The organism is Chromohalobacter sp. 48-RD10, assembly GCF_029889785.1.
In the GTDB taxonomy this organism is placed as follows: Bacteria; Pseudomonadota; Gammaproteobacteria; order Pseudomonadales; family Halomonadaceae; genus Chromohalobacter.
Genome location: NZ_JARANX010000006.1, coordinates 111458 through 132721, shown reverse-complemented (window position 1 = coordinate 132721; position 21264 = coordinate 111458). Strand labels below are relative to the sequence as shown.

General features: G+C 61.3%; 19 protein-coding genes. 4 read left to right on the top strand and 15 right to left on the bottom strand.

Features of this window, described 5'->3' with window-relative positions; all coding sequences use genetic code 11:
• Position 1: 1 nt before the first annotated feature.
• The 6 genes from OP496_RS09030 to OP496_RS09005 form a co-directional block, all read right to left on the bottom strand.
• The gene (locus tag OP496_RS09030) at positions 2-796 is read right to left on the bottom strand and encodes a zinc-dependent peptidase (protein ID WP_280563270.1); all 795 of its coding nucleotides are present in this window, start codon (positions 794-796) and stop codon (positions 2-4) included.
• Between the two features lie 40 nt (positions 797-836).
• Positions 837-2408 carry a carbon-nitrogen hydrolase family protein gene (locus OP496_RS09025; protein WP_280563269.1) on the bottom strand — a complete coding sequence of 524 codons (1572 nt, stop codon included), beginning with the start codon at positions 2406-2408 and terminating at the stop codon, positions 837-839.
• Between the two features lie 127 nt (positions 2409-2535).
• Complete coding sequence (locus tag OP496_RS09020; RefSeq protein ID WP_280563268.1) at positions 2536-2802, bottom strand: DksA/TraR family C4-type zinc finger protein; 267 nt, start codon at positions 2800-2802, stop codon at positions 2536-2538.
• A 149-nt stretch (positions 2803-2951) separates the two neighbouring features.
• Positions 2952-3572 carry a flavin reductase family protein gene (locus tag OP496_RS09015; protein WP_280563266.1) on the bottom strand — a complete coding sequence of 207 codons (621 nt, stop codon included), beginning with the start codon at positions 3570-3572 and terminating at the stop codon, positions 2952-2954.
• 42 nt (positions 3573-3614) lie between these two features.
• Positions 3615-4298 (bottom strand): glutathione S-transferase family protein, encoded by a 684-nt coding sequence (locus tag OP496_RS09010; RefSeq protein WP_280563265.1) that lies wholly within the window; start codon positions 4296-4298, stop codon positions 3615-3617.
• Between the two features lie 101 nt (positions 4299-4399).
• Entirely contained in the window at positions 4400-5110 is a 711-nt protein-coding gene (locus tag OP496_RS09005) for a dienelactone hydrolase family protein (protein ID WP_280563264.1), read from the bottom strand.
• A 227-nt stretch (positions 5111-5337) separates the two neighbouring features.
• Between OP496_RS09005 and OP496_RS09000 the strand changes: the two genes are divergently transcribed.
• Complete coding sequence (locus tag OP496_RS09000; protein WP_280563263.1) at positions 5338-7128, top strand: assimilatory sulfite reductase (NADPH) flavoprotein subunit; 1791 nt, start codon at positions 5338-5340, stop codon at positions 7126-7128.
• 10 nt (positions 7129-7138) lie between these two features.
• Entirely contained in the window at positions 7139-8869 is a 1731-nt protein-coding gene (locus OP496_RS08995; protein ID WP_280563261.1) for an NADPH-dependent assimilatory sulfite reductase hemoprotein subunit, read from the top strand.
• A 98-nt stretch (positions 8870-8967) separates the two neighbouring features.
• Here OP496_RS08995 and OP496_RS08990 read toward each other — a convergent pair whose 3' ends face one another.
• The 9 genes from OP496_RS08990 to OP496_RS08950 all read right to left on the bottom strand — a co-directional run bounded on the left by OP496_RS08990 (position 8968) and on the right by OP496_RS08950 (position 19356).
• Entirely contained in the window at positions 8968-9903 is a 936-nt protein-coding gene (locus OP496_RS08990; protein ID WP_280563260.1) for a diiron oxygenase, read from the bottom strand.
• Between the two features lie 24 nt (positions 9904-9927).
• Positions 9928-10548, bottom strand: a complete 621-nt coding sequence (locus OP496_RS08985) for an aminodeoxychorismate/anthranilate synthase component II (protein ID WP_280563259.1) — start codon at positions 10546-10548, stop codon at positions 9928-9930.
• The gene (pabB, locus tag OP496_RS08980; protein WP_280563258.1) at positions 10532-12421 is read right to left on the bottom strand and encodes an aminodeoxychorismate synthase component I; all 1890 of its coding nucleotides are present in this window, start codon (positions 12419-12421) and stop codon (positions 10532-10534) included. Before pabB ends, OP496_RS08985 begins: the two co-directional genes overlap by 17 nt.
• 243 nt (positions 12422-12664) lie before the next feature.
• A complete protein-coding gene (locus tag OP496_RS08975; RefSeq protein ID WP_280563256.1) occupies positions 12665-12934 on the bottom strand; it encodes a DksA/TraR family C4-type zinc finger protein in 270 nt (89 codons plus the stop codon).
• Positions 12935-13070: 136 nt separating this feature from the next.
• The gene (locus OP496_RS08970; RefSeq protein WP_280563255.1) at positions 13071-13472 is read right to left on the bottom strand and encodes a heme-binding protein; all 402 of its coding nucleotides are present in this window, start codon (positions 13470-13472) and stop codon (positions 13071-13073) included.
• A 32-nt stretch (positions 13473-13504) separates the two neighbouring features.
• On the bottom strand, positions 13505-14785 hold the full coding sequence (glcF, locus tag OP496_RS08965) for a glycolate oxidase subunit GlcF (RefSeq protein WP_280563254.1): 1281 nt from the start codon (positions 14783-14785) through the stop codon (positions 13505-13507).
• Between the two features lie 2 nt (positions 14786-14787).
• Positions 14788-15912, bottom strand: coding sequence for a glycolate oxidase subunit GlcE (gene glcE, locus OP496_RS08960; RefSeq protein WP_280563253.1), 1125 nt, complete (start codon positions 15910-15912; stop codon positions 14788-14790).
• A 26-nt stretch (positions 15913-15938) separates the two neighbouring features.
• A complete protein-coding gene (gene glcD, locus OP496_RS08955) occupies positions 15939-17438 on the bottom strand; it encodes a glycolate oxidase subunit GlcD (RefSeq protein WP_280563252.1) in 1500 nt (499 codons plus the stop codon).
• 223 nt (positions 17439-17661) lie between these two features.
• Positions 17662-19356: an L-lactate permease gene (locus tag OP496_RS08950; RefSeq protein ID WP_280563250.1), complete on the bottom strand. Its 1695-nt coding sequence runs from the start codon at positions 19354-19356 to the stop codon at positions 17662-17664.
• A 385-nt stretch (positions 19357-19741) separates the two neighbouring features.
• Here OP496_RS08950 and OP496_RS08945 point away from each other — a divergent pair, with 385 nt between their 5' ends.
• Positions 19742-20452, top strand: a complete 711-nt coding sequence (locus OP496_RS08945; protein ID WP_280563249.1) for a glutathione S-transferase N-terminal domain-containing protein — start codon at positions 19742-19744, stop codon at positions 20450-20452.
• Between the two features lie 53 nt (positions 20453-20505).
• A complete protein-coding gene (locus OP496_RS08940) occupies positions 20506-21264 on the top strand; it encodes an SDR family NAD(P)-dependent oxidoreductase (protein ID WP_280563248.1) in 759 nt (252 codons plus the stop codon).

The following is a 21264-nucleotide window of genomic DNA, read 5'->3' as shown; positions in this document are numbered from 1 at the left end:
CTTATTGTGATGACATGGAGTCGGAGGCTGCATGTAGGCGCGTTAACGGCTCCTGCCGGAAGTAGCGTCCCAGTAGTGCGTAGAGCTCGGGGTAGGCGCTGTTGAGGACATCGGGGGCGGTGAAAAATGTTTCGCAGCAGACCGCGAAGCATTCACCCGGGTGCGTGGCGGCGTAGTCGTCGATGGGCGTGGCCTCGCCGCGTTCGAGATGCGCCTGTAGATCGTTCCATACGTCGGTGAAGACGCGGTGCCAATCGCGCGGGTCGATATCGCGCGGCAGGGGCGGAAAGCCGTCGGCGTCCAGTGAGTTGCCCATGTCCAGCTTGTGTGCGAATTCGTGGATGACGACATTGAAACCGCCCCAACCACCACTTTCCTGAATATCCGACAAGGCGAGGACGATGGGGCCTTGGTGCCAGGTCTCGCCGACACGATCGTCCTCGTATTCGTGGACCACACCGGCTTCGTCCATCTCCTCGACTTTGCGGCGAAAGGCCTCCGGCAGCACGAGGATCTCATGGACATTGGCGAAGGCTTCGTGGGCGTCGCTCTCCGACCAGTAGAGCGTCATCAGACAGGCCTGTGCGACCAGCGCCAGGCGTGCGGGCAGATCGAACAGCTCGTCGTCGAACAGCGAAAGCCGCTTGCGGCGCAGAAAGGCCCAGGCGCGCTCCCCGAGGCGTCGGGCATCGCTCTCGGGAAGAGCCATCAACAGCGGTACCCGAGCCTGGCCCTCGGCCCAAGCCTCGACGGGGAAGGAATGGCGCCCGCCACGCCAGGCGTTCCACCATTTCATCGTCGAACTCCTTTCCACCTTCTTCCGTGAGCGTAGCGCCTCAGGTGTCTTCCTGGCGCGATCCGGATTTCCACGACCAGTCGCGCCAGCGCAGGTCGAAAAGATCCTGGCGGCGGTCCTTCAAGTTGGTGACCGAGCCTTCGTTGCGCACCACCGTGAGACGGGTCAGGTCGAGATCCGAGAACATGATCATCTCGGTATTGGGAGTGGTTTCGGCCAGCACCGCATCGTGGGGAAAGGCGAAGTCCGAGGGTGAGAACACCGAGGACTGCGCGTACTGAATCTCCATGTTCTCGATCGACGGCACGTTACCGACGCTGCCACACAGTACCACGTAGCATTCGTTTTCGATGGCGCGCGCCTGAGAGCAGTGGCGCACTCGCAGATAACCGTTTTTGGTATCGGTCCAGAACGGCACGAAGAGGATATCCATGTCCTGATCCGCGAGCAGGCGCGAGAGCTCCGGGAACTCGACGTCGTAGCAGATCAGGATGCCGATCCGCCCGGCATCGGTATCGAAGACGCGCAGATCGTCGCCGCCTTCGATGATCCAGTCGCGGCGCTCCTGTGGTGTGATGTGCAGTTTGGCCTGCGCCTCGATGTCGCCGTCGCGGTGGAAGAGATAGGAGATGTTGTAGAGATGCCCGTCGTCGTGTTCCTCGATCATCGAACCGGCGATGATGTTGATATTGTAGGACACCGCCATGCGTGACAGCTCGGTCTTGAAGTGCTCGGTGAAGCCGGCCAGGAAGCGGATGGCCGCGATTTGATCCTGCTGGGCGGCGCGATCCTGCAGGCCCATCAGCGGGGCGTTGAAAAGCTCCGGAAAGATCGCGAAGTCGCTCTGGTAGTCCGATAGTGCATCGATGAAGTATTCGGCCTGTTGCAGTACCGCCTCCACCGAGGAGAACTCGCGCATCTGCCATTGTACCGCGCCCACTCGCACCTGCGTCTTGCGGGTATCGAGCACCGACTCGGCGGGCTCGAAGAGGATGTTGTTCCACTCCAGCAGAGTCGCGTAGCCCTGGGACTTTTCATCTTCCGGCAGATACTTGCGCAACAGCCGCTTGACCTGGAAGTCATTGGCCAACTGGAACGACAGGATGGGGTCGTGGATCTCCTTGCGCGAGACTTGATCCAGGTACTCGGCCGGTGACATTTCGCTGGCGTGCTGGTGATAGTTGGGAATCCTCCCTCCGGCCAGGATGGCGCGCATATTCAGTGATTTACACAGATCCTTGCGGGCTTCGTAGAGGCGTCTGCCGAGCCGGTAGCCGCGATAAGCCGGATCGATCAGCACGTCCAGGCCATACATGGCGTCGCCTTCGGGGGCGTTGAGGATGATCTCCCGCTGATCCATCAGGTCGTCGTAGCGGTGAGGGTTGGAAAATTCCTCGTAGTCGACGCGGGCGGTCAGGGCCACGCCGACCAGTGTCTCGTCGTCCTCGATGACGATCTGGCCGTCGGGAAACTCGCTGATCAAGCGCTCGATGGTGCGCTTGGGCCAGGAACCGCCGATATCGTGATAAACCCGGTCCATCAGCGTCTTGAGCTGCGGATAATCCTCGGGTGTCAGATTGCGAAGATTGAGGTGAAGATCGTCGAGAGACATGCGGGCGTCCTGCCTTGCGGATACGAAAGTGAGCACTAGTGTATCACGCAGGGTGCATGGCTCATGGCGTAACGGCTTGGCAGGAAGTCCCGGACAAGTGGGGAGTTGCCGCTTCGTCCGATGGTTCCTAACGTAGCTGGCTGTCCTTGCTGCCGCGTCGATTGTAGCCGCTGACGGCGGTACGCTGCTTATCGCGCTCGCTCTGGCACGCGATGCACAGGCGCACGCCCTTTATTGCTTCGCGCCGTGCCTGTGGAATCGGCTCGCCACATTCTTCGCAGTCATTCAGGCTTTCACCACTAGGCAGTTCGCTTCGCGCGCGTTCCAGGGCGTCCTCGATCGTGCTGTCGATCTGCTCTTGAACGGCACCGTCTTTCGACCATCCACCTGCCATGTGCTATTTCCTCCACGGTTAACGGGCATCTCGAAGAATGTTGCAGCCTTCGCTGCGTTATTGTCGCTCATGGAACATCGGCGCGCTCACAGTATGGACAATGACAGACGGCTGCACATTCGAAAGCACTGATGATGCTGGGGATGTCTCTATCCTGGCCGGTACATCTTGAAGTTCTGCTCGGCGCTGACTTCGAAGTAATCGGCCGGGCCGCCGCCGCGCAGAATGGGGTGTGCCTCGGCGGTCTGATAGACGCCGTCATGCAGCAGTGACTGGTCGATGTGTACACCGACGACCTCGCCCAGTACCAACCACGTCTCGAGAGACTCACCAGCGGCGGAGTGGAGCTGAATCAGCTGACTCAGCCGACACTCGAAGGCGACGCGCGCTTCGGCGACGTGCGGTACGCCGACGACCTGGGAAGCGCGCGGTGTGAGGCTGGCCAACGCGAATTCGTCGACCTCGGGTGCCACGCTGGCACAGCTGGCATTCATCTGCTCGGCGAGCGGGCGGGTCGCCAAGTGCCAGCAAAACTCGCCGGTGGCGGCGATGTTACGCACGCTGTCCTTGTAGCCGATGCTGGAGAAGCCCACGATCGGCGGCGTGTAATTGAAAGCGTTGAAGAAGCTGTAAGGTGCCAGGTTCAGGTGGCCGTCGCGATCCTGAGAGGAAACCCAGCCGATCGGGCGAGGCCCGACGATGGCGTTGAAGGGGTCGTGGGGCAAGCCGTGGCCTTGGTGCGGCTCGTAGAAGTGAAATCCGTCACGCATGATATGTTCCTTGCTGAAGTTGAGCGGTGCAAACGAGGAAGGCTACGCGCGGCGATCTTCCAAGACGCGCCGACCGCGTAGGCAATCTTGTTCGTGAGGCTCGTCGATCCACGGCTCGGCGATACCCTGCGTTATCCAGTCAGCGACGCTGGGATGCTTGAGCAGGCGTTGAGCATAGAGAAGTGCTGTCTCACCGAGTGGTAAGCCATAGCCATGAATACGCACCGCTACCGGGGCGAAAAAGGCATCGACGGCGGTAAAACGGTCACCCGCCAACCAAGGCCCACCGAAGCGTTTCAAGCCTTCACACCATAGTGCGTCCAGTCGGGCCAAGTCCTCTTGCAATGCCTCGCTCGGCGTACCCAACGCGATACGCAACGCGCAGTTCATGGAGCATTCGTCACGCAAGGCCGGGAATCCGGAATGCATTTCGGCGGTGGCGCAACGTGCCCAGGCCCGGGCAGCTCGTGACTGAGGCCAGAGGTCTGGGTAGGCTTCGGCGACATACTCGATAATCGCCAATGAGTCCCAAACCACGTTGTCACCCTCATGTAGACAAGGCACCTTGGCTGAGGGTGAGAACGACATGAAGTCGGTTTGCGGACCGGCGCCCTTGAAAGGCGTAAGTTCTTCCTCGAAGGGAATTCCGAGTGCTTCCAGGGCGACCCACGCGCGCATTGACCAGGAAGAGTAGTTCTTGTTGGCGATAAACAGTTGATACGGCATGGGCTTCTCCTTTTTGGACGCGAGTGATCGCAACAGCTATCGGCGGGGGAGAACCTCATCTTGACTGAGGCTCTCGCTGGCAAGGTGCGCGTGGCTGAGTGTCAGGCGCGGTCTTCGATGAAGACCAGGGTGCGGCCGTGGGAGAGCGCCGCTGCGTGACGGTGGTAGGCGCTGCGGGCCCAGCAATTGAAGCCGTGATCGGCGCCGTCGTAGACATTGATGGTGACGTCGTCGCGGTCGGCAAAGGTCTCGCGGACCTGATCGACGGTCTCGGCGGGGATATGCCCGTCGTTACCGGCGAAATGGAACTGCACCGGCACGTCGAGCCGTGAGGCCTTGTCCAGATGCTTGTGAATGCCGCCTGGGTAGAAACTCGCGGCACGGTCGACGCCGGCTTCGATGGCGGCCAGATAGGCAAGGATGCCGCCCATGCAGTAACCGATGGCGGTGACATCGCCATCGCATTCGCTGCGATGACGCAAGGCCTGGGCGGTGCTGGCCAGGTCCTTGACGGCTACCGTGAAGTCGATATCGCCGACGAGCTTGAAGGCCTTGTCCATGTCGGCACCTTCATAGGCGAGCTCGACGCCCGGCTCCTGACGCCAGAAGACATCCGGCGCGAGCACTACGTAGCCGTCCTGAGCGTATTGCTCGGCGACGCTTCGCATGTGGGCATTGACGCCGAAAATTTCCTGAATCAAGACGATGCCGGGGCCCTTGCCAGCGGGTGGCAGGGCCAGGTAGCCCTTGAAGGTCTGATCGTCGTGGGACGTGATGTCGATCCACTGAGGGGTGACGGCGGAGTCGCTCATGGTGCCTCCTTCGATGGATGAAGCGTTCGAGATATGGCTCTAGTCTAGAGAGCTGACATCATGAAGGCTAGGAAGTTTGCAAGCGAACGATGGCCCAGTCGAGTAGCTGGGTGTTATAGTCTTTAAGTGAATATAAAAATTTCTTTTTAGAATTTTTAATTCTTTTAAGACTTGCCTAGCCTAGACACCCTAGTCTCAAGATCACCACGGCAACGATGAGAGGTCCAATGTCGCAAGGACGCTTGTCCGAATCGAACAGCCCCCTCAGTGCCAATCAGGCACGGCGGCTAAATGATGCGCTGGCCGATCTGGACGCCCGGCAACGTGCCTGGCTGCAGGGCTATCTGGCCGGTCTGGATGCGCATGATGCGCCGGCGGCCGTCGAATCGCCGGCCTCGGCCCCCGGTGAGCCGCTGACCGTACTGTTCGGCAGCCAGACCGGCAATGCCGAGGGCGTGGCCGAACAGGCGGCCGAGCGAGCGCGTGCCTGGGGGCTCGACGTCGAACTGAAGGACATGGCGTCCTTCGGCAAGCAAGACCTCAAGCAGGCCACCCGGTTGATGGCGGTGGTCAGCACCCAGGGCGACGGTGATCCACCGGACAGCGCTCTGGGCTTTTACGAGCTGCTGGCGGGACGTAAAGCGCCACGTTTGAGTGACGACCATCGCTTCGCCGTGCTGGGACTGGGCGATGCCAGCTACGAATATTTCTGCGAGTCCGGCAAGGTGCTCGATTCGCGGCTCGAGGCCTTGGGGGCGCAGCGCCTGTGTGCGCGGGTCGACGCCGATGTCGACTACGAAGAGACCGCCACGCAATGGGTCGACGCGACGCTTGACGCCTTCGCCGCGCTCTCGGGAAATGCTGCGCCGGGACCGGCGTCCGATGTGAACGGCGGCGCGGTCGCCACCTACTCGCGTTCGCATCCTTTCCAGGCGGAAGTGCTGGAGATGCAGCCGCTCAATACCGAGGATTCCGACAAGCAGACGCTGCATGTCGAGCTCTCGTTGGAGGAATCGGGTCTGGAATATCGCCCCGGCGACGCCGTGGGGATCGTGCCGCAGAACGATCCCACCTATGTCGACGAGCTTTTGACCGCTCTGCGACTGGATGGCGAGACGCCGTACGAGGAAGGGCGTCAACTGCGTGATGCCTTGCTCAACGATTTCGAAGTCACCACCCTGACGCGTCCCTTCCTCAATCACTGGGCCGAGATCAGCGACGATGCCGAATTGCGTCGCCTGCTCGACGAAGAGTCACGCGACGAGCTGCGCGAGTGGTTACAGGGGCGGCATATCATCGACGTGCTGGAGCATTTTCCGGTCGAGGGGCTGGAGGCGGACACTTTCATCCGCGCGTTGCGCAAGCTGCCGCCACGCTTGTATTCGATTGCCTCGAGCCAGGCCGCGGCCCCCGATGAAGTGCATCTCACCGTTGCCGTGGTGCGCTATGAAACCCACGGTCGCGCGCGCGGTGGCGTGGCGACGACCTACCTCGCCGACCGCGTCAGCCCTGGCGATCAAGTGCCGATCTACATCGATCACAACAAGCATTTCAAGCTGCCCGACGATGACGCGGTGCCCATCGTGATGATCGGGCCGGGGACTGGGGTGGCGCCGTTCAGGGCCTTTCTCCAGGAGCGCGAAGCGCGTGGGGCGAGCGGCGATAACTGGCTGTTTTTCGGCGACCGGCGGCGGCGTAGCGACTTCCTGTATCAGGCCGAATGGCTGCAATGGCGCAAGACGGGACTCCTGTCGCGGCTCGACGTGGCGTTTTCTCGCGATCAACAGGACAAGGTCTACGTGCAGGACCGCCTGCGCGAACAGGCTGCCACACTTTATGATTGGCTGCAGGCCGGGGCCTATGTCTTCGTGTGCGGCGACGCAGAACGCATGGCGCCGGACGTCCACCAGGCCTTGCTCGATGTGATTCGCGAGCAGGGGAGATACGACGAGGAAGCCGCTGCCGAGTACCTGCGTGACCTGCAGCAGCAAAAGCGCTATCAGCGCGACGTCTATTGAGGAGACCGACATGGATATCATCGCCAAGATGCGTGACGTGTCGCTCGACGAGCTGCACCCCAATGAACGGCTCAAGGTCGAGAGCCACTATCTTTATGGCACCCTTGAAGAGAGCCTGGCCGACCGGGCCACCGGCGCGGTCAATGAGGCGGATACCCAGCTGACCAAGTTTCACGGCTTCTATCAGCAGGATGACCGCGATGTGCGTGACGACCGTCGCCATCGCAAGCTGGAGCCGCTGTATTCGTTCATGGTGCGCCTGCGTTTGCCCGGCGGGCGGGTATCGCCCGAGCAGTGGCTGACGCTGGATGACAACGCCAGGCGCTATGCCAACGGCACGCTGCGCATCACGACGCGTCAGACCTTTCAGTATCACGGGGTGTTCAAGGAAAACCTGCGCGGCCATTTGCAGGCGCTGGACAAGGCGATGATGGACACCATCGCCGCCTGTGGTGATGTCAACCGCAACGTGATCTGCACCGCCAATCCGTACCGCTCGCCGGTGCACCGTCAGGTCTACGACCTCGCGCACGCGATCAGCACTCGTCTGTTGCCGAGCACTCGCGCCTTTCACGAGATATTCCTCGGCGAGGAGCGCGTGGCAGGCGGGCCTCAGGAAACCGACGATGAGGTCGAGCCGCTCTACACACGGCATTATCTGCCGCGCAAGTTCAAGGTGGCGCTGGCGATCCCGCCCGAGAACGATGTCGATGTGTTCGCCCACGATATCGGCTTCATCGCCGACGTACAGGCGGGCGAGTTGCAGGGCTTCAATGTGTGCATCGGTGGCGGCATGGGCATGACGCACGGTGAGACCGCGACCTTCCCGCGGCTTTCCGACATCGTCGGTTACTGTACGCCGGATCGCGCGGCGGCCGTGTCGGAAGCGATCATGCTCGTGCAGCGCGATAACGGCAATCGCCACGACCGCAAGCAGGCGCGCCTCAAGTACACCGTCGAGGCGCTGGGCGTCGAAGGCTTCCGCGAGCGCGTCGAGGAGTACCTGGGCGAGTCGTTGGCGCCGCCAATCGAGCTGCCGCTCACCCACAACGGCGACCGGCTCGGTTGGTATCAGGGTGAGGATGGCCTCTGGCACTACGGCCTGTTCGTTCAAAATGGCCGCCTGGCGGATGTCGAGGACGGGCCACAGCTCATGACGGGCATGCGCGAGATCGCCAAGGCGCACGACGGCGATATTGTGCTAACCACCAACCAGAATCTGATCATCACCCAGGTGCCCGAGACGCGCCGCGAGGCCATCGACACGCTACTGGCGGATTACGCGATGACGTTCGAGACGACGCCGCTGCGCCGTCACGCGATGGCCTGCGTGGCATTCCCCACTTGTGGCTTGGCGATGGCCGAAAGCGAGCGCTATCTGCCGTCACTCATCGACCGTCTAGAAGCGATCATGCATGACGCAGGCTTGGACGATGACGCCATCATCGTGCGCATGACGGGCTGCCCGAATGGCTGCGCGCGGCCCTATCTGGCGGAAATCGGCTTCGTGGGCAAGACCTTGGGACGTTACAACCTTTACCTGGGGGGCGGTTTCGCCGGCGAGCGCCTCAACAAGCTCTACCGCGAGAACATCGACGAGGCGACCATTCTCGAGGAGCTCACGCCGCTGATTCAGCGCTACGCCGCCGAGCGCGAAGCGGGCGAGGCATTCGGCGACTTCGTGGTGCGTGCGGGCGTGATCGCGCCGACCCTGGCTGGCCGCGAATTTCACGCACGCTGAGCCTGCGTCCAACCTTGTCGCCACTATGTCGTTTGTCACCACTACCTTGGCGCCTACAAGGGGCGCCAAGGCGTTGCCTCTATTCGCGCGCTGTCGTGTTATCGGAAAACGAAGCTCGATCCCTCGTGAATGCCGATCTGCTGCAACAGTTCGACCAACGCGCTGTAATCGCGAAGTGAGCGATTCGTGCGGCTCTTCGAGGCCATGTCTTGCAGTATGCTCTCGCGTTCGGGAATCGCCAGATAGTCGAGAATGGCGCGCCAGAATCCTACGTCGAGTTCGAAGAAGTCGTCGATGGCGCGCATTAGGTGGGCGCGAAAGATGGCTTGCTGTCCGGCACTGAGACGTTCGTAAACGGCGCGGGCGATCTCGCCGAAGATGGCGGCATGCGAGGCTTCGTCCTGGCGGTGGAGCTCGGTGTTCAGGCGATTGAGCGGCTGGATGCTGCGGTCCTGCGAGAGACGTTTCAAGAACACGTTGATGGTCATCTCGGCCACGGTGGCATAGGCCATCCGAATCAAGGCGAACTCGCGCTCGTTGTCTGCCTTGGAAAGCGCTGTCTCCATGCGCTGCTCGAGCAGGGGCGTGGGAATGTGCAAGTCCCGGAGCCGATGCTGGCGGCGCGCGCACTCGCAGACCTCCAGGCACATCAGAATATGGAACTGCTCGTCCACCTGGGTCTGCGCGATGGCCTTCTTGGAGACGGTGTCGCCGACGCCGGGCAGAGTATCCCGCAGCAGCAGCGAGCACATGGGATTGATGACCTTGTCTTCGACGAAGATCGTCTTCTCGTTGTAGTTGATCCAGGCGCCGGCGAGGACGCGGCGTTTGTCTGCTTCGTCGATGGCCTGGCAACGCGGATCGTCCCAGAAGGGCACCATCGATGGCGGGAAATCCGGCGCCGTGGTGTCGTAATAGTCATTCAGGTCGAGTCGCTCCTTGCGTACTGCGACTCGCTGGTTCCAGTTCTCGGTGAGACGCGCGAGTATCTCGCTTTCACGCGCCGTCGTGGGGCTGTCGGTGCCGGTGTACATGTGGATCCTTCCCTGAAATACCTACTAGAAGCCGGCTACTTTCCCTGGCAATGGGCGATGTTGGTCGAGTTTGCGGAGAAAGTTCGCCAGCATGAGATGACCATGCTCGGTGAGGATGGACTCGGGATGGAACTGCACGCCTTCGATGTCCAGGTCGCGATGCCGGATGCCCATGACGTCCTCGATATTGCCCTGTGTGTCACAAGTCCAGGCGCTGATCTCGAAATCGGCGGGCATGCGCTGTCGGGTGACGGTCAGTGAGTGGTAGCGGGTCACGCGCACCGGCTGAATGACGCCGGTGAACACACCACGTCCATCGTGATCAACGTGCGATACCTTGCCGTGCATGACCTCGCGAGCGTGCTCGATATACCCACCGAAGGCCTCGGCGATCGCTTCGTGGCCCAGGCAGATGCCCAGAATCGGGACCTTGCCCGCGTAGGCCTTGATGACCTCGAGCGTGATGCCGGACTGCGATGGCGTGCAGGGCCCCGGGGAGATCAGGATACCCTCGATGTCGTGGCTCGCCAGCTGGTCAAGCGTCATCGCATCGCTCTTGACGATCCACGGCTGGACGCCGAGTTGGTTGAGGCAGGACACGATGTTGTAGGTGAACGAATCGTAGTTATCAATGAGACACAGCATAGGTAGCCTCCTGACCCGCCCAGGCGGAAAGCGTTTGTATGGCCTGCTCGCTGAGCATGACTGGAACGGCGCCGCGCACGGCGTTGGTTAGCCATATGGCGTCGGCGTCGAGTAGATCCTGCGGCGTGATCGGGCGTTCGCAACAGCGCTCGCAACTCGCTTCGATGAGCGTGTCACGGGCGATGCCGGGCAACACGCCTTCATCGAGAGGCGGTGTCAGCAGCAAGCCGTCCTTCTTGATGAAGAGGTTGTGGCGGCTGGCCTCTGTCACGCGGCCTTCATGGTTGAGGAAAGCCACGTCGTAATCACCCTGAGCCTGGTGTTGCCGATATTCGCTATCGTAGATATCGCGTGCGGTGGTCTTGTAATGCAGCAGGAAGGCGTGCTGGTCGATGGAGCGGGCACTGATGCCCAGTCGCGCTTCAGATGGTGCTTCGTCCTCGGCCCCCAGCGACGTGGTGGTGATCTCGAACTGGCCGTCGTGAGCCATGGATAGGCGCACCCGTGTGTCGTAATCGAGTCCATCGATGGCCTCGGCGAGGGCCAGTCGGACGCTGGCCACCTCATAGGAGAAGTGCAGGTCACGTGCTGCTCGTGACAGCCGTTGCAGGTGTTTCTCGAGATGTACGATGTGAGCGCCATCCGCCCGGTAACGCATGGTCTCGATGAGTTGTAGGTCCTGATTGAGCCCACTCAAGAAACGCGCCTTGAGCAGGCATTCCTCGTATTCCGCCTCGGGGTCGGATTCATGGAGCACACCGCCGCCGATGCCCATCTCCGCATGGCCGTCGGCATGCGCGATGCAGGTGCGGATAGGGACGTTGAAACAGAAATCGTTGTGAGGCGTCAGGTAGCCGATCGCGCCGGTATAGACGCCGCGCGGTTCGCGCTCCAGTTCTTCGATGATCTGCATCGTGCGTATCTTGGGGGCACCGGTGATCGAGCCGCAGGGGAATAGCTCGCGGAACACCTGCTCGATCCTGGCGTTGGTGTCGATCTTGCCGATCACGGTGGAAATCATCTGATGCAGCGTCTCGAAGGTCTGTATCTCGAACAGATTCTTGACCGCCACGGAGCCCGGCGAGGCGACGCGACTGACATCGTTGCGCAGCAAGTCGACGATCATCACGTTCTCGGAGCGTGTCTTCGTATCGTGACGCATCGTGTCGAGAATACCGGCATCCTCCTCGGCTGACGTTCCACGCGGAAAGGTGCCCTTCATGGGCTTGGATTCCAGCGCCGTGCCCTGCTTGCGCAGGAAGAGTTCTGGCGATAATGACAGCACTGCATACTCCGGAAAGTTGAGCAATCCCCCGAACTCGACTTTCTGGCGATTGCGGAGTTTGCGATACAGGGCGACGGGCGCACCTTGATATTCGAAGCGGTATTTTAATGTGTAGTTGACTTGATAAGTGTCGCCTTCTCGAATATAGGATTTTATTTTCTCGATATTAGCGAGATACTCTTCGCGTCGCGCGTTGAGTGCCAAGTGGCGAATGGCTGTGGGGTTCGTGTCAGGAATATGTGCTTCGAGAAACTGACCGGCTTGATGCTGCGACAAACGGCGCATATCGCGAAACGCATAGAAATGCACGAGTGGGGCATCGCTCTTGGCGCGTTTGCAAAACTTGAAATCCGGCTTGTCGGAAAGTGCGTAGCCCGCCTCATAGGCAAGGTAACCGGACACGTAATAGCCTTGCTCACGCAACTCATCGAGCTCGCGCAATGCGCCCCGCAATGCATCGTTGCGGTAACAGATCACTTCGTACTCAGGGTTTTCGAACAACAATGAAGCGCGGTGGTCGCTCGCGCGACGGGTGTTCTCGAGCAATATGAAAACATTGTCTGTTTTTTGTTTTTTCAGGCTGCGCATCACCCTTGCTCCCTAGTATTAATTATGTGTTTATTGAAGAGTGCTCAGGTATTTATGTCAATGATGGTTATATTGGTTTTAGTATGTCATGAATTTAATGAAAAGAATCGAAAATTTGTTTTAAAAATAAAATTAAAGGCAGATTAGAAAAATCACACGATGCGTGGCAGGAACATACCTTGTGCCGATGAAAACGAGCGTTCCACCGTCGGTCGCAAGGCGATTCATCGACGGCGGAACGACTCAACGCAGCTGGCTATCCTTGCTGCCTCGACGATTGTAGCCGCTGGCATCAAAGCGTTCATGCCGGTCACGCTCGTCCTGGCAGACAATGCACAGGCGTACCCCGGGGACGGCATCGCGCCGCGCTTGGGGGATAAAATCACCGCATTCCTCGCAGTGGCTCAGACTCTCGCCATTGGGTAGCTGCTGGCGCGAGCGTTGCACAGCGTCTTCGACGGTGCTATCGATTTGATCCTGTACCGCACCGTCCTTCGACCATCCTCCTGCCATGTCGCCTCCTCGGCATGCTGTGCTCATGGTGTGGACTAGCGAGTATGGCAACGAAAATACGATCTTGCAGAGAGAAGTGGAGAAAAGGGGCGGGAAGAGGAGACACGCCAGCGGCGTGTCTCGAGGCAAGCGAAAATCAGGCCAGCGCGGCGACGCCGGCCTTGGCGACCTGGACATCCTGATCGGGCTTGACGCCGGAAACGCCGACGCTGGCGATGACGTTGCCCTCGACGATCAGCGGCACGCCACCGGCGAGCAAGGCTTGCATCGGTGCGCTGACGAAGGCGGTACGGCCGTTATTGATCATGTCCTCGAAGGCTTGGGTCTCCTTGCGGCCGATGGCGGCATTGCGTGCCTTTTCGGTGGCAATGCCGGCGCTGAACGGGGCCGCGCCATCCAGGCGGCGCAGTCCAAGCAGATGGCCGCCATCGTCGGCAACCGCGATGGTGACTGACCAGCCATTAGCGTCGGCTTCTTTCTGAGCGGCGTCGAGCAACTGGTTGACGTCACTGAGTTCGAGTACGGCTTGAGTTTTCATGCAGATCTCCTGTGGGAAATGTGAGCTACGAGCTACGAGCTACGAGCCGCTCGAGGCGCGTCGCCCGTAGCCGGGGGCAGGGCCTCGTCGACGATTTCGATCCAGTGTCGGACGGGGGTGCGGCCTGCGCCTGCCAAGTGAGTCTGGCAGCCAATGTTGGCGGTGACGATTTCCTCGGGGTGGCCCGATTCGAGCGCGTCGAGCTTGTCGTCGCGCAATTGTGTCGCCAAGGCCGGCTGGGTGATGGAATAGGTCCCGGCCGACCCACAGCATAGATGCGGATCGCGCACCGGGGATAGCGTGAATCCGAGACGCGTCAACGCGCTTTCCACGGCGCCGCCGAGTTTCTGGGCATGTTGCAGTGTGCAAGGGCAATGGAAGGCGAGGCGCTTGTCGTGGCGAGGTACCAGCGTCTCGATGTCCTCGTCGCGAAGGATCTCCACCAGGTCCTTGGCGAGTGCGCTGATATGGCGTGCTTTCTCAGCATAGCGTGGGTCGTCGGCGAGCATCTCGCCATATTCCTTGACGAAGGCACCACAGCCGCTGGCGGTCTGGACGATGGCCTCGGTGCCTGCTTCGACGTGCGGCCACCAGGCATCGATATTGGCCCGCATACGCTCGCGCCCGGCCTCCTGAGCATCGAGGTGATAGTCGATGGCACCGCAACAGCCGGCCTCCGGGGCTGAACTCAGGGCGATCCCCAGACGGTCGAGAACGCGTGTCGCGGCGGCATTGGTGTTGGGCGAAAGCCCCGGCTGCACGCAACCCTCGAGCACCAGCATATGGCGGGCGTGGGGCGCGGGCGTGACGCGCTCTGTATGCTGGGCACTGTCGACCGTGCGGGGCGGGATCTTGCCCTTGAGCGGTCTCGGTGCCAGTGGGCGAAAGGTTTGCCCCAGCGCCAGCAGTGCCTGGAAGCGACGCGGCTCGACCAGTGCCTTGCGCAGGCCATAACGCAGGGCGCGTTCCTTGTAGGAACGCCCGACGCGACGTTCGACCTCGGCGCGCCCGATATCCAGTAGCTTGTGGTATTCGACGCCCGAGGGGCAGGTGGTTTCGCAGTTGCGGCAGCTCAGGCAGCGGTCGAGATGCGTCTGCGTTTCTTGCGTGACTTGGTCGTCATCGTCGCGGCTTTCCAGCAGCTCCTTCATCAGATAGATGCGTCCGCGCGGGCCATCGCGTTCGTCGCCCAGCAGTTGATAGGTCGGGCAGGTGGCGTTGCAGAAGCCACAATGCACGCACGATCGCAGGACGCGGTCGGCCTCACGTATGTGCGGTTGGCGCAGGGCTTCGTCGGTGAAATTCGTCTGCATGGCTATAGCCCCTCGTAGAGTCGCCCGGGGTTGAAGATACCGTGTGGGTCGAGCTCGGCCTTGAGTCGGTGGTGATACTTGGCGAGCACCGGCGAGAGCGGCGTGAAAGGCGTCTCGATGCCGTGAGATTGGTCGAGGTCGATACGCGTCGCGTGTCCGCCGACACGGGCGGCATGTCGGCGCACCGTCTCGGCCGGCGTATCGCTACGCCACCAGCGTTGCGCGCCCGCCCAATCGACGAGCTCGTCGCCGTCGAGCGGCACTGCGGGGGCGCGATGCGGCAGCGATAGCCGCCAGAGCGGACGACTATCGTGGCGGCGCGAGAAGAAAGCCAGATCGAGCTCGCGCAGTCGTTGCCAGAAATCGACGTCATCCGGTTCGCCGCCGAGGCGCGCTTGGGTATCGGCCACCGAGCCGGGGCCGCCTTCGAGACGAATGTGTAGCGCCTCGCCGTCATGGGCAGCGCCGGTGATGGGCAGTGGCTCGCGCCCCCATTCGGCGAGGCGCGCCATGGCCGTGTCGCGGGACATTTCCAGACGCAGCGTAGCGCTGGCGGCGGGAAGCGGCAGGACCTTGAACGAGACCTCGTCGATCACCCCCAGCGTGCCCTGTGCGCCGACCATTAGCCGCGAGAGGTCGTAGCCGGCGACATTCTTCATGACCTCGCCACCAAAATGCAGCCGTTTACCGTCGTGGGTAATAAGGCGTGTTCCGAGGACGAAGTCGCGCACGCTTCCCCCCCAAGGGCGGCGCGGGCCGGAAATCCCGCAAGCCACCATGCCACCCACCGTGGCGGTGTCGGCGAAGTGCGGCGGCTCGAAGGCCAGTTGCTGTCCCGCTTCGGCCAGCGTCTGCTGAAGATCGGCCAGACGAGTGCCGGCGCGTACCGTGACCACCAGTTCGACCGGGTCGTAATGGACGATCCCCGTGTGCGCGGCGAGCGAGAACGTTTCTCCGACCACCGGTCGACCATAGAACCCTTTGCTACCGCCGCCGACCAGGCGTAAGGGCGTATTGTCTTGCACCGCTTGCCGCACGCGTTCGAGCAGAGCGTCGCTGAGATCGTGATCGGCGACCGGCTGACTTCCCGGCGCGGGGGCCGGCTGTTGATTATGGAGATGAGTCATACGGTTTTACCTTTCTTCCCGCATCGTTAGAAGCGCGGCAATTCGGGGTGTGGCAATTGCCCCTGGTGAACGTGCATGGCACCGAATTCGGCGCAGCGCGCCAGCGTCGGAATATTCTTGCCGGGATTGAGCAGCCCATGTGGGTCGAAGGCGGTCTTGACGGCATGAAAGACCGTGATCTCGTCGGGATTGAACTGGGCGCACATCTGGTTGATCTTCTCACGGCCCACGCCGTGTTCGCCGGTAATGCTGCCGCCGACCTCGACGCAGAGTTCGAGGATCTTGCCGCCGACTTCCTCGGCCAGTGCCAGCTCGCCTGGGGCATTGGCGTCGAAAAGGATCAGTGGGTGCATGTTGCCGTCGCCGGCATGGAAGACATTGGCGACGCGCAGGCCGTGGGTCGCCGAGAGGTCGGCGATGCCCTTGAGTACGCGCGGAAGCTCGCGTCGGGGAAGGGTGCCGTCCATGCAATAGTAGTCGGGTGCCATGCGTCCTACCGCGGGGAAGGCGGCCTTGCGCCCGGCCCAGAACGTGGCGCGTTCGGCGTCGTCTCGCGCGAGGCGGATATCGGTAGCACCAGCCGCTTCGAGGACACTGCGCACCGTTTCGCAGTCATCGTGAACGTCGGCTTCCACGCCATCCAGTTCGCACAGCAGGATGGCGTCGGCGTCCACCGGATAGCCGGCCTTGACGAAGTCCTCGGCAGCCTGGATGGCCAGCTTGTCCATCATCTCCAGGCCGCCGGGGATGATCCCCGCAGCAATGATGTCACCCACTGCCTTGCCGGCCTTCTCGACGTCGTCGAAGCTGGCCATCAGCACCTTGGCAACCTCGGGCTTGGGTAGCAGCTTGACGGTGATCTCGGTAATGACTCCGAGCATGCCTTCGGACCCGGTGAACAGCGCTAGCAGGTCGAAGCCTGGGGCATCCAGGGCCTCGCTGCCGAGCGTGATGTACTCCCCTTCGATGGTCAGAATGTTCACTGCGAGCACGTTGTGCACGGTCAGGCCGTATTTCAGGCAGTGCACGCCGCCGGCATTCTCGGCGACGTTGCCGCCGATCGAGCAGGCGATTTGCGAGGAAGGGTCGGGCGCGTAATAGAGCCCGTAAGGTGCCGCCGCTTCGGAAATCGCCAGATTGCGCACGCCGGGTTGCAGGCGTGCGGTACGTGCCTCGGGGTCGATGTCGAGAATGCGGCTGAAACGGGACATCACCAGCAGCACTCCCTTCTCGAGGGGGAGGGCGCCTCCAGAGAGGCCGGTGCCCGCGCCTCGCGTGACCACCGGCACCCCTTGGGCGTGGCAAATGCCGAGCAGGGCTTCCACCTGCTCCAACGTGTCGGGAAGCGCCACGAGCATGGGCAGCACGCGGTACGCAGAGAGGCCATCGCACTCGAAGGGGCGAAGGTCTTCCTCGCGATGCAGCAGCGTCATGCCGGGTAAATGGGCGGTCAGATGCGTTACAAGGGCATCCTTGTCGATTGCCGGCAGTGTGCCGTCCAGGCGTTCGTCAAAGAGAATATTCATGCAGTCTCCTTGGGCGATGCCGCCACGCGTGGGCGTGGGCTCGGCGCGGGACAGTGCCTAGGCCTCGCCGCTTATGGAAAGTGTTTCCATATTCGCGCATGGCAAACGAGCGTGCCTATTAGCCGAAAGGCTAAAATTCTGGATAATTGGTAAAACCAATAAAACCCTCCCCGGCATAAGCCGGGGAGGGCGTTATTTATAAGGGGTGTTCGGCAGGTGCGGGCTAGCCGAGTAGTGGATCGCTTACCCCAATCACGTAGAACGCGATCAAGCCGATGAGACCCGTGAAAGTCAGGTAGTAAAGCGCCGGCAGGATCGTCTTGCGCAGCGTAGTGCCCTCGCGGCCCAGCAGCCCCACGGTGGCTGAGGCGGCGACCACGTTGTGAATGGCGATCATGTTGCCGGCGGCGGCCCCCACGGCCTGCAGCGCCACCATCATTGCCGTGGACAGCCCCAGAGCCTCGGCGACATTGAACTGGAAGTCCGAGAGCATCAGGTTGGAGACTGTGTTGGAGCCTGCGATGAAGGCACCCAGCGCCCCGACGGCGGGGGCGAAGAATGGGTAGACATGCCCCACGCCATCGGCGACGAGTTGCGCCATGGCCACGGGCATCGACACCAGATCTGCCTGATTGACGCCGGAGTTGATCAGGATGCGCACCATCGGCACGGTGAAGATCAATACGAATCCGGCGCCCAGCAGCGTCTTGGTCGACTCGCTGAAGGCCGCACTTAGCTCAGCGGCACGCATGCGGTGTAGCAACACGGTAAGCAGTACCACGATCAGGATGATGCCGCCGGGAAGGTACAGCGGTTGAAGGCTGCCCGACACGCCGCTCTCGCCGAGAATATCGTTCCAGCTCAGGCTGATCGATTGCAGCGCCGAAGTGACCGACGGCACGGTGCGTGAGATGACCAGCAAAATCGCCAGCAGCACATACGGCACCCAGCCCATGAAGACCGACATCGGCGCCTTGCCGGCGACCTGGTCCATCTTGATTTCCAGGCGTCCGAGCCACTCGTCCGGCCAGGTCGTGCTGTCTGGGAAGTCCCAGGTGTCCTTGGGCAGCAGAAAGCCTTTCTTGGCGGCTGGCACGACAATCGCCAGACCCACCAGGGCGCCGATCATCGATGGGAACTCAGGCCCCAGGACGACGCCCACCAGGGCGTAGGGCACTACGAAGGAAATGCCAGTGAAAAGCGCGAACGGCGTGATCGAGAGCCCTTCCTTCCAGGAGCGGTTGGCGCCGAAGAAGCGCACCATCACGATGACCATGATCAGCGGCATCAGTACCCCCACGATGGCGTGAGTGATGGCGACTTCCGAGGCGACCAATCGAAAGAAGCTTTCCCAGCTCGAGCCGCTGGCGGTCAATTGTTCGGTGATCGCGTTGCGGTTGAGGCCGCTGGTGACGCCTACCACGACAGGGGTGCCGACGGCGCCGAAGGAGACCGGCGTGGACTGGATCATCATGCCCACGGTCACGGCACCCAGCGCGGGGAAGCCCAGTGCCACCATCAGCGGCGCCGCTACGGCCGCCGGAGTCCCGAAACCGGAGGCCCCTTCGATGAAGCAGCCGAACAGCCAGGCGACGATCAGCGCTTGTACGCGTCGGTCGGGACTGATGCTGGAAAAACCGTTGCGGATGGCGGTGATGCCACCGGAGTGCTTCAGCGTATTGAGTAGCATGATGGCGCCGAAGATGATCCACAAAAGGCCCGCAGTGAGGATCAGTCCCTGGAACGTCGAAGCAACGACCCGGGTGAACGTCATATCCCAGGCCAGCAAGGCGATCAGCGCGGTCACCACGAAGACTACGGGCATGGCGACCTTGGCCTGAATTCGTAAGCCAATCAGTAGTACGCCAGCCAGCACCAATGGCAGGAAGGCGAGTAGCGAGAGCAGCGTTTGATTCATGAAAGTGCCCCTGATTGTGTTGTTGTGCAGCGCAAGACGGAGGCAGACGGATGTCGCCCGTCATCGAGCAAAAGATAAACGTGAAATGCGATACGGCCAATTGTTGGATAATTGGTATTACCAATAACGCCAGGAAATTGATGAACTTAAAATATCTTTCAAAATCAAACTTATATGTATTTTCTTGTGACCTTCGTCGGAGGCACGAAGAGCGTTGGTGAGGCGTTTTACGCGGTATGAGTTCGACTAATAGATGAGTCTTTTCCCGGACATAGTGGCCCAGGTGCGTGCGCCGTAGGCGCGATTGCGCGGCATGTGGTAGCGTCGTAGATCCAGCGCGTGGGTACTCTCACGATAAGTCTATGCTGAATAAAGGAGCAGTGGCATGGCGTTGCAGATGTACGACTTGAGCGGGCGTGACGAGCGGCTGCGGTTTTCGCCTTACTGCTGGCGTGTGCGTTATGCGCTGGCGCACAAGGGGCTGGAATGCGATTTCATCCCTTGGCGGTTTACCCAGAAAGAGGCGATCGCGTTTTCGGGGCAAGGTAAGGTGCCGGTACTCGTCGATGGCGATACCTCGGTCACCGATAGCTACGAGATCTTCCGCTATCTGGATCGCGTGTATCCGCAAAATCCGCTGCTGGGAGACGACACGGCGGCGTCCCGCGCGCGCTTCTTCAAGTTCTACAGCGAGCGGGCGTTGGCGCCCGGGATTTTGCGCACCATCGTCATGGACTTGTTCAATGCCGTACATCCCGACGATCAGGCGTATTTTCGTGAAACGCGTGAAAAGGCGCTGGGCCGTAGCCTCGAGGAAATGCATGCGCCCAGCAAAGGGCTCTCGTCACTCGATGCAGCCCTCGAGCCGCTGCGTGGGCGTCTCGAAGAGGCCGACTTCCTCGACGGCGAAGCGCCTGGCGGTGCCGACTACCTGGTATTCGGTCATTTCATGTGGGCAAGGTGTGTCTCGACGGCGGATCTTGTCTCCAATGCCGATCCGGTCTATGCCTGGATCGAGCGCATGCTGGACCTGCATGGTGGTGTAGGGCGCAATGCCACGCGCATCGTCGACATCGAAGGCGGCTATCCTGGCTGATCGCGCCGTGAACACGCATTGGCGGCAAGGCATATGTGGAGAAGGAGCAAAACATGAGCGATATCGTATTGATTACCGGGGCGACTTCGGGCTTCGGGCGCGCCGCAGCGCGGCGTTTCGCCGAGGCTGGCTGGTCGTTGATTCTCATTGGTCGGCGCGCGGAGCGTCTCGCGGATCTCGAGAAGGAGCTAAACGACAAGGTGCCTGTGCATACCGCGGTGCTCGACGTGCGAGACGCCGAAGCGATCAAGGACGTCGTTGCGGCGCTGCCGGAAGATTTCCGCGCGGTCAAGGCGTTGATCAACAATGCCGGTTTGGCCCTGGCACCGGAACCGGCGCAGAAGACGGACCTGGACGACTGGCATACGATGATCGATACCAACATCACCGGGCTGGTCAATGTGACGCATGCGCTGCTGCCTACGCTGATCGAGACCGGGGCCGGGGCGAGTATCGTCAACTTGGGCTCGGTTGCGGGGCAGTGGCCGTATCCGGGCAGCCACGTCTATGGTGCGAGCAAGGCCTTCGTGCAGCAGTTTTCCTATAACCTGCGTTGCGATCTGCAAGGCACCGGCGTGCGGGTTACCGATATCGCGCCGGGTATGGCCGAGACTGAGTTCACGCTGGTGCGCACCGGCGGCGATCAGGCGGCCTCCGACAAGCTTTACGGCAACACCACGCCACTCGAGGCCGAGGACATCGCCGAGTTGATCTGCTATACGGTCTCGCTGCCGGCACACGTCAACGTCAATCGTCTTGAAGTCATGCCGACACGCCAAGCGTGGTCCGCCTTCGCCGTCGACCGCGACTGA